The sequence below is a fragment of the Sphingomonas sp. GW821-FHT02B09 genome, assembly GCF_059421875.1.
In genome coordinates this window covers 1,639,007-1,651,464 of record NZ_JBWKVV010000001.1, presented here as the reverse complement: position 1 = coordinate 1,651,464, position 12,458 = coordinate 1,639,007, and the positions used below count along the sequence as shown (strand labels likewise).

At 69.5% G+C, this 12,458-nt stretch carries 9 protein-coding genes; 6 read left to right on the top strand and 3 right to left on the bottom strand.

The genetic code is table 11. The features are described 5' to 3' along the window. Positions 1-103: 103 nt before the first annotated feature. Positions 104-2,641, bottom strand: a complete 2,538-nt coding sequence (locus AC07U4_RS07660; protein ID WP_495194957.1) for an ATP-binding protein — start codon at positions 2,639-2,641, stop codon at positions 104-106. Positions 2,642-2,728: 87 nt separating this feature from the next. Next, on the bottom strand, positions 2,729-4,150 hold the full coding sequence (locus tag AC07U4_RS07655; RefSeq protein WP_495194956.1) for a M20/M25/M40 family metallo-hydrolase: 1,422 nt from the start codon (positions 4,148-4,150) through the stop codon (positions 2,729-2,731). A gap of 134 nt (positions 4,151-4,284) precedes the next feature. Between AC07U4_RS07655 and AC07U4_RS07650 the strand changes: the two genes are divergently transcribed. The 6 genes from AC07U4_RS07650 (at position 4,285) to AC07U4_RS07625 (ending at position 11,649) form a co-directional block, all read left to right on the top strand. Further along, positions 4,285-5,274: a DUF6607 family protein gene (locus AC07U4_RS07650; protein WP_495194955.1), complete on the top strand. Its 990-nt coding sequence runs from the start codon at positions 4,285-4,287 to the stop codon at positions 5,272-5,274. Between the two features lie 205 nt (positions 5,275-5,479). After that, positions 5,480-5,929: a DUF2721 domain-containing protein gene (locus tag AC07U4_RS07645; RefSeq protein ID WP_495194954.1), complete on the top strand. Its 450-nt coding sequence runs from the start codon at positions 5,480-5,482 to the stop codon at positions 5,927-5,929. Beyond that, complete coding sequence (locus tag AC07U4_RS07640) at positions 5,926-6,486, top strand: DUF4337 domain-containing protein (protein ID WP_495194953.1); 561 nt, start codon at positions 5,926-5,928, stop codon at positions 6,484-6,486. Before AC07U4_RS07645 ends, AC07U4_RS07640 begins: the two co-directional genes overlap by 4 nt. 53 nt (positions 6,487-6,539) lie before the next feature. After that, a complete protein-coding gene (locus tag AC07U4_RS07635; protein ID WP_495194952.1) occupies positions 6,540-10,547 on the top strand; it encodes a Pls/PosA family non-ribosomal peptide synthetase in 4,008 nt (1,335 codons plus the stop codon). Next, entirely contained in the window at positions 10,544-11,119 is a 576-nt protein-coding gene (locus AC07U4_RS07630; protein WP_495194951.1) for a 4'-phosphopantetheinyl transferase family protein, read from the top strand. The genes AC07U4_RS07635 and AC07U4_RS07630 overlap by 4 nt, the downstream gene beginning before the upstream one ends. After that, positions 11,116-11,649: a GNAT family N-acetyltransferase gene (locus tag AC07U4_RS07625; protein ID WP_137898968.1), complete on the top strand. Its 534-nt coding sequence runs from the start codon at positions 11,116-11,118 to the stop codon at positions 11,647-11,649. The genes AC07U4_RS07630 and AC07U4_RS07625 overlap by 4 nt, the downstream gene beginning before the upstream one ends. On the opposite strand, the gene AC07U4_RS07620 is transcribed toward AC07U4_RS07625, so the two are convergent. Further along, the gene (locus AC07U4_RS07620; RefSeq protein ID WP_052075578.1) at positions 11,646-12,374 is read right to left on the bottom strand and encodes a potassium channel family protein; all 729 of its coding nucleotides are present in this window, start codon (positions 12,372-12,374) and stop codon (positions 11,646-11,648) included. The two genes, AC07U4_RS07625 and AC07U4_RS07620, sit on opposite strands and share 4 nt — an antisense overlap. Between the last annotated feature and the right edge of the window lie 84 nt (positions 12,375-12,458).

Sequence of the window (12,458 nt, the reverse complement as noted above, 5' to 3'; positions counted from 1 at the left end):
CGAACATCCTAACCGGGGGAGCCCCCACAGCGGATGAGGCGCGGCCATGTTCCCCGCGTCATGCGATCGGGCGCACGCGCCGTCGCAACGCGCGACCGCCGGGTCAGCCGCCGAGCGCGGAGGCGGTCAGCGCCGACAGGCTGGCGGCCAGTTCGGCGTTGCGGAACGGCTTGGTCAGGCGAGGAATGGCGGCATCGATCCCGTCCTCCTCGGCATAGCCCGAGACGATCAGCACCGGCAGGCCGGGATGGCTGTGCCTGAGCGCGCGCGCGAGCTGCGCGCCGCTCATCCCCGACATCAGATGATCGGTGACGACGATGTCGGGCGTCAGGCCGGCATCGAGCAACTGCAACGCCTCCTCCGCGGAGGCGGCCTCGACCACCACATAGCTCATGTCGGCGAGCATGTCGGCGGTACTCAGCCGGACCAGCTCCTCGTCGTCGATCAGCAGCGCGGTTCCCAGGCCCTGGGCGGCGGGGAGGAACTCGGCGGACGCATCCTCCCGGTTGACCGCGATCGCGCTGATCGGCAGCCACAGGCTCATCGTCGTGCCCTGACCCGGCGCGCTCTCGATGGTCAGCCCGCCGCCGAGCTGCGCGGCGAGGCCGTGGACCATCGACAGCCCGAGGCCGGTGCCCTTGCCGACGCCCTTGGTCGAGAAGAACGGCTCGATCGCGCGCCGCTGCGTCTCGGCATCCATGCCGACGCCGGTATCGCGGACGCTGAGCCGCACGTAATGACCACGCGCCAGCCCGCGCACGTCGCGCTCGCGCACGCTCTCCCGCCGCGCGGAAATGGTCAGTGCGCCGCCGTCGGGCATCGCATCGCGCGCATTCACCGCAAGGTTGAGCAGGGCCATTTCGAGCTGGTTCAGATCGGCCTTGGCCGGCGGCAGATCGGCGAGATCGACGCGCACCTCGATCATCGGGCCGAGCGTCGAGCCGATCAGCCCGGTCATGCTGTCGACCACGCGCGCGACGTCGACCGCGGTCGGCTGCAACGGCTGGCGGCGTGCGAAGGCGAGCAGGCGCTGGACCAGTGTCTTGGCGCGTTCGGCGGATTGCAGCGCGCCGCCGATCAGCCGCTGCTCGCGATCGCTGCCGATGCCCTTGCGGACCAGCATGTCGAGCGACCCGACGATCGGGGTGAGCAGATTGTTGAAATCATGGGCGACGCCGCCGGTCAGGCTGCCCATCGCCTCCATCTTCTGGCTCTGCCGCAGCGCCTCGCGCGCGACCTCGAGATCCGCCTCGCGCGCCTTGCTGTCGCTGAGATCGCGACCGACCGCGACGAAATTGACCCCGTCCGCCTCGGGCGCGACGGTCCATTCGATATCCTTCCAGCCGCCGTCGCGGGTCGCGATGCGGTTTTCGAAGCGGGTCGGTCGCCGCGTCTCGGCCATCCGGCCGATCGCCGCCAGCGTATGCGCCTGATCGTCGGGATGCATGAAGCTGGCATAGCCGCGGGCGAGCAGTTCCGCCTCGGTCCAGCCGAGCAGGCGCGACCAGGCCGGGCTGACCGCCGACATCATCCCGGCGTAATCGGCGCGCGCCAGCATGTCCTGCGACAGGGTCCACAACCGGTCGCGCTCCGCCGAGCGCAGCGCGATCTGCTCCTCGAGCGTCTCGTTGAGCCGGCGCAGGCCTTCCTCGGCGCGGGCGCGCTCGACCGCGGTCTTGACCCGCTCGCCGACCTCCTGGACGAGGCTTTCCTCGGCCGCCGTCCAGACCCGCGGCGTCGCCGACTGGACGGCGAGCAGCCCGACCCGGCCGGTCCCCTCGAACAGGATGACGTCGATGAAGGCGCCGACCTGCCGCTCGGTCAGGCCGGTGCGTGCCTCGACGCCCAGCCGGTGGTCGCTGCCGACGTCGCGCACCACGACCGGCGTGCCGATCCGATAGGCGCCGAGCAGATCGGGACCGAAGGCCTCGAGCGAATGATCGCCGACGATCGAGGCGACGCCGCGCGCATGGTCGCAGGCGACCGTCATCCGGCCGTCGACGATCTCGGCATAGAAGACGCGGCTGGCGTCGAGCCGCTCGCCGAGCCGTTCGGCGGCGAGGCGGGTGATGGCATCGGGCGTGTCGAGCGGACGCAGCGCGTCGGCGAGCGCCAGCAGGAAGGCGGTGCGCCGCTCGCTCGCGACGCGCTCGGTGGTTTCGGCGAGGATGCAGATGACGCCGCCGGGCGTGCCGCTCTCGTCGAGCACCGGCGAATAATCGAGGTCCATCCAGACCTGCTCGGGCCGGCCGTGCCGGTACAGCGTCAGCTCCTGGTCGTGATAATGGAGCGTGCCGCCGGCGAGTCCGACCTTCATGACGTTGTCGTTGAAGTCGGCGACCTCTGGCCAGCCCAGCCGCACCTCCGAGCCGAGCAATTCGGGATGGCGGCCGCCGGCGAACGCCGAATAGGCGTCGTTGTAGAGCATGACGCCGGCCTCGCCCCACAGCATCACGATCGGCACCGGCGAGCGCAGCAGGATGGCGGTCGCGGTGCGCAGGCTCTGCGGCCACCGCGCGATGGGTCCGAGCGGCGTCGCCGACCAATCGCGCTCCCCGATCAGCCTGGCGCAGGCGCCGCCGCCGGTCAGGAAGTCGTGCGCGGCGTCGGAGGTACGGTGCATCGCGGGTAAGGCCGACATCGGGGCGGTAGGATCCTGCAGACTCTCGTGATCGGCCAGACCTTTACCCGCACCCCCGCACGATGGAAGAGACAATGTGGCGCGGCTTCACCCCGCATAGGCCTTGACCAGATCGTACAGATAGTCGCGCCCGGTGTAGACCGCCTTGACGATCGCGCGTTCGTTGAGCCCGTGCGCGCCATTGCCGTCGGGATCGCCATAGAGGCCCGGCGGGCCGTAGGAGGGGATGCCGATCGCGCCGAGATAGATGCCGTCGGTCGCGCCGGTCGACATCATTGGTGCGAGCGGCACGCCGGGATAATAACGCGCGAGCAGCCGTTCGGCGGGCTGGACGATCCTGGGATCGAGCGGCGGCGGCACCGCGGCGGGGCCGCGATCGTCGACCTGCTTCACCGTCATCTTCGGGTCGGCGACGACCTTTTCGAGCGCGACGCGGACGCTCTCCGCCGACACGCCGGGGAAGATGCGGCAGTTGACGTTGGCGCCGGCGCGCTGCGGCAGCGCGTTATTGGCGTGGCCGCCGTCGAGCAGCGTCGCGACGCAGGTGGTGCGCAGCATCGAATGGTAGCTCTTGTCGGTATCGACGATCGCGAGCGCCGCCTTGTCGGTCGGGTCGGCGGCGACCCGCATCATCGCCGCGCCCATCGCATCACCGCGCGCCTTGCCGGCGATGCGGAAATAGGCGCGGGTGGTGTCGGTCATCTGCACCGGAAAGTCGTAGTCGCGCACCTTGCCGATCGCATCGGCCAGCTCGTAGATCGCATTGTCGCGCACCGGCGCCGAGCTGTGCCCGCCCGGATTGGTCGCCTCGATCCGGTAATTGACCGCCGCCTTCTCGCCGACATGGATGTTGGCGATGACCAGATTGCCCTTGCCGTCGGAGCGGCCACCGCCGCCCTCATTGAGCGCGAATTCCGCCGCGATCAGGTCGGGCTTGTTCTGCGCCAGCCATTTGGCGCCGTTAAACGCCCAGCTCGTCTCCTCGCCGCAGGTCAGCGCCAGCTTGATCGTGCGCTTGGGGCGATAGCCGTCCTGCTTGAAGCGGATCAGCGTATCGATCCAGATCGCGTCCATCGCCTTCATGTCCGACGTGCCGCGGCCGTAGAAATAGCCGTTCTCCTCGACCATCTTATACGGGTCGCGCGTCCAATCCTCGGCCTTGGCCACGACCACGTCGATGTGGCCGAGCAGCAGCATCGGTTTCGCGGTGCGCGACGAACCCGGCAGCACCACGACGAGGCCACCCTCCTTGGGGTGATCCGGCACGGCGAAGCGGGTGATCGCGCTGTCCACATAGCCCGCCACCTTCAGCCGCGTCTCGACCTTGTCGGCAAGCGCGGTGCAGCTGCCGGTGGTGATGCTCGTGTCGGTCTCGACCAGTTCCTGGTAGAGCGCGCGGAAGCGCTGCTGGTCGGGGCGCAGGGCTGGGGCGGCGGCGGTCTGCGCCGCCGCGGCGATCGGGACGCTCAGCGCCGCGATGGTGAGCACGATCCGGTTGCGCAGCGTCATGACGATCCCCCTGTGTCGATGTGGCCTACTATGCACGATCCCGTTTGCGCTGGAACAGGCAACGCGATCCCCCGTCCACCTTGCCGGCGCTATTGATTCGCATTAACGGATCCCGATCTAAAAGGGGGAAAGCGATGATCGGTATCGGTGGTCGGCGGAGCAGCCATATCGCGGCAATCGTGGTCGCATTCGCGGCGTGGCCGGATGCCGCCGCGGCGCGGCCTGCGGCGGCGGCGGTGCAGGCGGACTATGGCGACCAGGCCCGCGATCATGCCGCGATCCTGGCGATGGCCGGGACCTTCAAGGTGACGTTCGACATGCGCGAGACGACGCCGCTCGTCGCCGGCTATACGCCCTATCCCGCCAAGATCAGCGGCGGGCACGAACTGGTCCGTGCGATCGTCGATACGCCGGATCACGTCGTGCTCCAGCATCTGCTGGTCGTCGCGGACGGCAACGGCAAGACGATGGTGATCAAGCATTGGCGGCAGGACTGGACGTTCCAGCCGGCGCACGTGCTGACCTATGTCGCGCCCGGTCGCTGGACGCTACGCCCGGTGCCCGAAGCGGAACGGCGCGGCGCCTGGTCGCAGACGGTGTGGCAGACCGACGACAGCCCCCGCTATGGCGGCATCGGTCGCTGGCGCTACGACGATGGAGAGACCCGCTGGACCAGCGACGAGACCCGCCGTCCGCTCGCCCGCCGCGATGCGACGCGCGGCGTGCCCTACGACCATTATCTCGGCACCAATCGCCATGTCCTGACGCCGAACGGCTGGGTGCACGAGCAGGACAATGCCAAGATCGGCAGCAAGGACGGTCGACCGGCGACCTTCGTCCACGAATATGTCGTCAACAGCTATGTCCCGGCGCGCGACTTTCCCGTCGCGGCGGCGGAGGACTATTGGGCGAAGACCCACGATTATTGGGCGATCGTCCGCGCCGAATGGGATGCGGCGATCGCGCGCGACGGCGGGCTGGCGCTCGGCGAGGTCGCCGACAGCGGATCGGTGACGGGCCACCAGCTCATGCTGCTCGCCGACGATATCGTGCACGGCGACGCCACGACCGCCGCCGCCAGCGAGGAGGCGCGCGAGCTGATCCGCGGCGCGACGCGGCGCTGATGGTTCATGCGGGAGAAACCGCGGCCGCCGCAAAGCGGCGGCGGCAAGAAATCGCCTGCCGACCGGCGTTACGAGCGGGACCAATATAGATCAGGGTCGTTATGTCCGTTATGACGAGGTCGGTGAGGACGGGGATGAGGATAGACGCGGTGTCGCGGCGGGATCGACGCGCGGCTTCCGGTCGCGACGGGGTCGCATTTCAATGATGTCGCAGCCGCTGAACAGTGCCGCGCATGTCATCCAGCTCGCCCTCACGCCGATCTTCCTGCTCACCGCGGTCGGATCGTTGCTCAACGTGTTCGCGACGCGGCTCGGGCGGGTGCTCGACCGCATCCACGCGCTGAAGGCGAAGGGGGAGGGCGCGCCGGCCGAACTCGCACGGCTGCGGCTGCGCTCGCAGGTGCTCGACGCGGCGGTGCTGAGCGCGGCGCTGGCGGGTGGCCTTACCTGTTGCGCGGCGGCGACGATCTTCTTCGGCGTGCTGCGCGACACCGGCACCGCGACGGTATTGTTCGGCCTGTTCGGTGCGGCGCTGGTCGCCGCGATCGGCGCGCTCGCCTGTTTCGCCACCGAGGTGTTCCTGTCGGGGCGGGCGGTGCGCGAGCATATCGACGAGGCCGCCGTCGGCGCGGCGCAGACACCGGACCGGTCATGAGCGAAGAGGAATGGGAGGTGCGCGGCGCGCACGAGGATGCGGTCGAGGAACGTGCGCATCACGAACCGCTCGGCCAGAAGATCGCGCTGTTCTCGGCGATCCTCGCGACGCTCGGCGCGATCATCAGCTTCCTCGGCGGCCACGAACAGAATGACGCGCTCTATTACAAGAACGAGGCGGTGCTGATGAAGGCGCGCGCGTCCGACAATTGGGCCTATTATCAGGCCGAGGATCTCAAGCGCCACCTCGCCGAGACCAGCGCCGTGTTGGTACCGGCCGCGACGCACGATTATGCCGCGGACGCCGCCCGCTACGCGAGGCGCGGCAAAGCGCTGCGTGCGGCGGCGGAAGCGTATGACCGTCGGTCGGAAGAGGCGGATGCCGAATCCCGGCGCGCGCTGCGCCCGCATACCAAGCTGGCGATCGCGATGACCTTCCTGCAGGTCGGCATCGCGCTCGCCTCGATCAGCGCGCTGACCCGGCGGCGCTGGCTGCTCGGCGGGGCCGGGCTGTTCGCGGTGATCGGCGTCGCGCTCAGCATCGCCGCGTGGCTCTGACACCCGCTACGATCGTAACGAAGGATTGAGACGTTGGGATGCACGCAGATTCTATGACGACTCCCGACATCGCGCCGGCGGATCACACCATCCAGGCGTCGATCGCGCCCGCCCCGGCGCTGCGCCCCGAAGAGCCTTATGCACGCGACGAACTGCTGCACGAACTGTTCGACGCGACCGGCCGGCGCAGCGGCGGCGCGGTTGCGCTGGAGCTGATCGGCGCCAGCGAGGAATATGGCCGCAGCACCAGCTGGAGCTATGACATGCTGGCGCGGCGCAGCCTCGCGCTGGCACAGCGGCTGCGCGCGATGGGCATCGGCCGCGGCGACCGGGTGGTGCTCTGCCTGCCGCGCGGGCTCGACCAATATATGGCGATCCTCGGCGTGCTGCGCGCGGGCGCCGCCTATGTGCCGGTCGACTGGGGATATCCGCAGGACCGGATCGACTATATCATCGAAGACAGCGGTGCCGCGCTGACGCTCACCGTGACCAGCCGCGCCGAGACGATCGCCGGCGCGACGCTGGCGATCGACGCAGAGCTCGGCGACCTCGCCGCCGAGCCGATCGGTCCGCTCGGCCGCGACCAGACCGGCAGCGTGCCGGATGACCTCGCCTATATCATCTATACCTCGGGGACGACCGGGCGGCCGAAGGGGGTGATGATCACCCACGCCAACGCCTGCCATCTCGTCCGCTCGGAAAGTGCGATTCTCGCGCTCGACTCCGCCGACATCGTGTTCGGCGGGTTCAGCCTCGCCTTCGACATGTCGGTGGAGACGATGTGGAGCGCCTTCTTCGTCGGCGCGCGGCTACTCGTCGCGACCGAGGCGCTCGCGACCAGCGGCCCCGACGTCGCGATCGCGCTGGCCGCGGCGGGGGCGACGATCTGGCACGTCGTGCCGTCGCTGATCGCTTTGGTCGAGCATCCGGTACCGACGCTGCGCCTCATCAACATGGGCGGCGAGGCCTGTCCGCCCGACCTGCCGCGGCGGCTCGCCCGGCCGGGGCTGCGGCTGCTCAACACCTACGGCCCGACCGAGACCTCGGTCACCGCGACCTGGACCGAGGTGCAGCCCGGCCAGCGGATCACGATCGGCAAGCCGCTGCCCGGCTATACCGCGTGGATCGTCGACGAGGCGTTGCAGCCGGTGCCGGCGGGGCAGGAGGGCGAATTGGTCATCGGCGGCCCCGGCGTCGGCGTCGGCTACGTCAACCGGCCCGACCTCACCGCCGAGAAGTTCACGATGACGCCGTTCGACACGGTGTCGGGCGGCCCCGAGCGGATCTACCGGTCGGGCGACCTCGTTCGGCTCGACGCGGCGGGCGACATCGACTTCGTCGGCCGCATCGACACGCAGGTGAAGATCCGCGGTTTCCGCGTCGAACTCGCCGAGATCGAGGCGGTGATCGGCGAATGGCCGGGCGTCGCGCAGGTCGTCGTGCACTTGTTCAACGATGACGACGGCGCCGAATTCCTCGCCGCCTTCCTCGTCGCGCGCGCGAACGAGACGATCGATCTCGCCGGGCTGCGCACGCTCGTCGCCGAACGTCTGCCCAATTACATGCGCCCCGCCGCCTATCAGACGCTCGCCGCGCTGCCGACCCTGCCCGCCTCTGGCAAGGTCGATCGCAAGGCGCTGGTCAAGCCGGCGATCACCGTCACCACCGATCGCGCGATCGTCGCGCCGGCGACACCGATGGAGGAGACGTTGCACCGCGTCTGGGCGGAGGCGTTCGCGCCGCAGCCCGTCTCGGTGCTCGACGATCTGTTCGAGGATCTCGGCGGCCATTCGCTCAAGGCCGCGCGGCTGGTCTCCGCCGCGCGCAAGGTGCCGGGGTTGCAGGGTCTGTCGCTCGAGGACGTCTATGCCGCGCCGACGATCCGCGCGCTGGCGCTGCGCGTCGGCGGCAGCGCGGCGGTCGCGGTGCAGCAGGCGGACAGCTTCCACCATATCGCGGCGTGGAAGCGGCGGCTGTGCGTCGCGGCGCAGACGGTGGCGCTGCTGCCGATCTACACGCTCGCCGGGCTGCAATGGTTCTCGCCCTATATCGCCTATACGCATCTCGCCGGGCGGGTCGACCGGATCAGCGCGCTCGTGCTGAGCGCCCTGTTCTTCACGATCGTGCCGATCGCGTCGATGTTCCTGTCGATCGCGCTCAAATGGCTGATCGTCGGCCGCTTCAAGGCGGGCGATTATCCTTTGTGGGGCTTCTATTATTTCCGCTGGTGGCTGATCCGGCGGATCATCGGCGTCACCGCCACGCCCTATCTGGCGGGCACGCCGATGATCCGCGGCTATTACCGGCTGCTCGGCGCCAGGATCGGCGCGCGCGTCCATATCGGCACCGGGGTCATCGATACCGCCGACCTGCTCGACGTCGGCGACGATGCGATCATCAGCGACCAGGCGGTGCTCGCCACCAGCTCGGTCGAGCGCGGGCTGCTGCGCCTCGGCACGGTGACGCTGGCGCCGGGATCGTTCGTCGGGTCGCAGGCGGTGGTCGGGCGCAACGCCACGCTCGGCGAGGATGCGGTGCTCGACGACATGTCGGCATTGCCGACCGATGCGGTCATCCCGGCGCGGCAGCGCTGGACCGGATCGCCCGCGGCCTTCGCCGGCGACGTTCCGGCGCGGCCGCAGCGGGGAGGGCGCGAACCGCTCGGGCCCCTGCTCGGGCTGCTGCTCGGCGCGTTCATGCTGCCGATCATCGCCATCCTGCCGATCGCGCCGGGGCTCATCGCGCTGATCGAGCTCGACTGGGCGACCACCGGCTACGCCTATGTGCTCGTCTCGCCGTTCCTCGCGACGACCTATGTCGTGATGATGTGCGTGCTGACCGTCGCGGCGAAGCGGCTGATCCTCGGCAAGGTCGCGCCCGCCACCTATGCGCTCGATAGCTGGTTCTACGTGCGTTATTGGCTGGTCAAGCAGATCAACGATCTGGCGTTGCGGCTGCTGCATCCGATCTTCGCGACGCTCTACGTCATCCCCTGGTATCGCGCATTGGGCGTCAAGGTCGGGCGGCGGGCGGAGATCTCCACCGCCAGCGCGATCGTCCCCGACCTCGTCGAGATCGGCGCGGAGAGCTTCATCGCCGATTCCGTCATCTTCGGCGCGGCGCGGATCGGCCACGGCACGATCGAGCTGGCGCACACCCGCATCGGCCGGCGCAGCTTCATCGGCAATTCGGCGTTGCTGCCGAGCGGCGCGCAGATCGGCGACGAGGTGCTGATCGGCGTGCTCTCCAAGCCGCCCGAGAACCCGGCGCTGGCGATGGAGAGCGGCAGCACCTGGTTCGGCTCGCCCGCGTTCAAGCTGCCGGTGCGACAGGTCGCGACGATGTTCGACGAGGGCGCGCGCTTCAACCCGTCGCGCGGGCTGATCGCGACGCGCCTGTCGATCGAGGCGGTGCGCACCACCTTGTCGCTCACCGCCTTCCTCGTCTTCTTCAGCCTGTTGCTGTCGGTGGTCGGCGATCTCGACGATCTCGAACGCGGCGGGCTGGTGATCGGCCTCGCCTTTCCGTTCCTCTACGTCGGCTTCTGTCTTGCCTGCGGCGGCTTCGTGCTGGCGCTGAAATGGCTGGTCGCCGGCCGCTACCAGGCGACCACCGCGCCGCTGTGGAGCACCTTCGTCTGGCGCAGCGAGCTGGTAACCGCGACCTACGAGAATCTCGCGGTCGCGAATCTGCTCGAACCGTTGCGCGGCACGCCGTGGATCGCCGTCTATTTGCGGCTGATGGGGGCGAAGATCGGCAAGCGCTGCTATATCGACACCACCGACCTCACCGAGCACGATCTGGTGACGATCGGCGACGACGTCGCGCTCAACGACTTCGCAGGGCTCCAGACGCATCTGTTCGAGGACCGGGTGATGAAGGTCGGCCCGATCCGCGTCGGCGACCGCGCGACGATCGGTTCGCTGGCGATCGTGCTGTACGATGCGGAGATCGGCGCCGACGCGCAATTGGGCGATCTTTCGGTGGTGATGAAGGGCGAGACCCTGCCCGACGGTACCAATTGGGAGGGCAGCCCCGCCCGGATCGCGACCGGCGGATGACGCCGCACTGGCACGACGGGCCGCTGGCGGCGCTGGACTGGGACGGGGCGGCGCCGGTGGTGTGGCGCGCCGCGGCGCAGGATGCGGCGACGCGGCGGGACCTCGCGCAGGCGCTGGTCGCGCGGCTGGCGCGGCGGCGCGTCGAGGAGGTGCGGCTGGCGCGCACCGTCGCGGGCGCGCCGCGCGTGGCGAGCCCGGCGGGCTGGTACGTCGGCCTGTCGCATCGCGGCACGCACTGCCTGATCGGCGCCGCCACCCGGCCGATCGCGGTCGATCGCGAACTGGTCGATGATGCGCCGCCCCTGTGGGATATGCTGACCGAACGGGAAGGGCGCGCGCTGCGCCGGCTCGACCCGCTCGTTCAGTCGCGTGCCTGGCTGCGGCGCTGGACGATCAAGGAAGCGCACGCCAAGCTGGTCGGCGAACCGCGCCGCATCGCCCCGGAGACGATCGAGACCGAGGTGATCGACCCGGTGCACGCCACCGCCCGCTGCGAGGGCATGTCGCGCTGCTGGACGCGTGACGATGGCGAGGCGATCGAGACGGTCGCGCTGTGGCAGGCGGCGGCATGAGCCGGGTCGCGGTCCGCCGCTACGAGGCCGCGGATCGGGCGGCGGTGCTGGCGATCTTCGATTCCAACCTGCCCGAATATTTCGGGGCCGGCGATCGCGGCTGGCTGGAGGAGACGCTCGACGAGCCCGACGGTCCGGGGTTCGTCGTCACCGTCGACGGCGTCCCGGCGGCGTTCGGCGGCTATGAGATCTGGGACCATTACAACAAGGCGCTGCTCTATTGGGGCATGGCGGCGCGACGCTTCCACCGCTGCGGGCTCGGCCGGCTGCTGCTGTTCGAGCGACTGGCGCACGTCGCACGCTACGCCGAGCCGCCGACCCGCTACGTCACCGTCGATACCTCGCCGCTGGTCGCGCCGTTCTTCCGCCGCTGCGGCTTCGCGCTGACCGCGGTCTGGCCGGAGGGGTATCGTTCCGGCATGGAGATGCACGAGCTGCATTTCGATCTCGCCGCGACGACGATCGACGCGCTCGACGCGCAGCGTCGTGCCGCGCTGGCGGGGGTGGAGGCGGCAGTCGCGCGGCGCTAGCCGCGGTCCTCATGCGCAAGATGCAGCGCGACCAGTCGCGCGAGCAGCGTCGCCGGGAAGAGCTGGCCGATCACCGATTCCAGATTGGCGAGGCTGCGCGCCAATGGCGCCACCGGCACGATGTCGCCGAAGCCGGTGGTGGTGATCGTCGCCAAGCTGAAATAGGTGAAAGCGGCATTCGCGCTGGTCGCGCTGTGCGGATCGAAGCCGCTACCGCCGAAGGCGCCCGGCGCATGCATCTGGATCGCGCCATAGGCGATCGCGAACAACGCCGAGACGTTGAGATAGAGCAGCACCGCGCCGCGGATGCGATGCGCGGTTACCCGCCCGGCGGCGAAAACGTGCGGCGCGACCACCGCAGTCACCGCGACGTTGAACAGGAAGGCGACCAGCGCGATCGCCTCGTGCTGCTCGGTGGCGTCGAGCTGGAGCGAGGCGGACACCACCCGCCCGAATGCCGGCCATGCGGTCAGCAACGCGATCGACACGATCAGCAGCACCCGCCACAGCCGGTTCCGGGTAAAGACGGTGACGCAGATGAAAGCGAAGGCGAGGTGGCAGGCGTCGAGCAGGCTGCGGCCGGACGACCAGCCCTGCGCCATCGGCACGACCACGAACAATGTGACGCCTTGCAGGACGAGCAGCGCCGACAGGCTGTGATCGATCCGCCGGTCGCGATCCGCCGCCGCGCTCATCGTTGCGGCGTGCGTCGGCTTCGTCGGCATGGTCGCGCATCCTCGTCTCCGGCAGCACCGTCGCGCTAGGCGTGGCAGGCTGAACCGCGGGTTGATGATCGGGCGCCGCGGTTT

Excerpts from the sequence above, each read along its gene's own strand:
- AC07U4_RS07660 (WP_495194957.1), bottom strand. The coding sequence starts at position 2,641 with ATGTCGGCCTTACCCGCGATGCACCGTACCTCCGACGCCGCGCACGAC.
- AC07U4_RS07655 (WP_495194956.1), bottom strand. The coding sequence starts at position 4,150 with ATGACGCTGCGCAACCGGATCGTGCTCACCATCGCGGCGCTGAGCGTC.
- AC07U4_RS07650 (WP_495194955.1), top strand. The coding sequence starts at position 4,285 with ATGATCGGTATCGGTGGTCGGCGGAGCAGCCATATCGCGGCAATCGTG.
- AC07U4_RS07645 (WP_495194954.1), top strand. The coding sequence starts at position 5,480 with ATGTCGCAGCCGCTGAACAGTGCCGCGCATGTCATCCAGCTCGCCCTC.
- AC07U4_RS07640 (WP_495194953.1), top strand. The coding sequence starts at position 5,926 with ATGAGCGAAGAGGAATGGGAGGTGCGCGGCGCGCACGAGGATGCGGTC.
- AC07U4_RS07635 (WP_495194952.1), top strand. The coding sequence starts at position 6,540 with ATGACGACTCCCGACATCGCGCCGGCGGATCACACCATCCAGGCGTCG.
- AC07U4_RS07630 (WP_495194951.1), top strand. The coding sequence starts at position 10,544 with ATGACGCCGCACTGGCACGACGGGCCGCTGGCGGCGCTGGACTGGGAC.
- AC07U4_RS07625 (WP_137898968.1), top strand. The coding sequence starts at position 11,116 with ATGAGCCGGGTCGCGGTCCGCCGCTACGAGGCCGCGGATCGGGCGGCG.
- AC07U4_RS07620 (WP_052075578.1), bottom strand. The coding sequence starts at position 12,374 with ATGCCGACGAAGCCGACGCACGCCGCAACGATGAGCGCGGCGGCGGAT.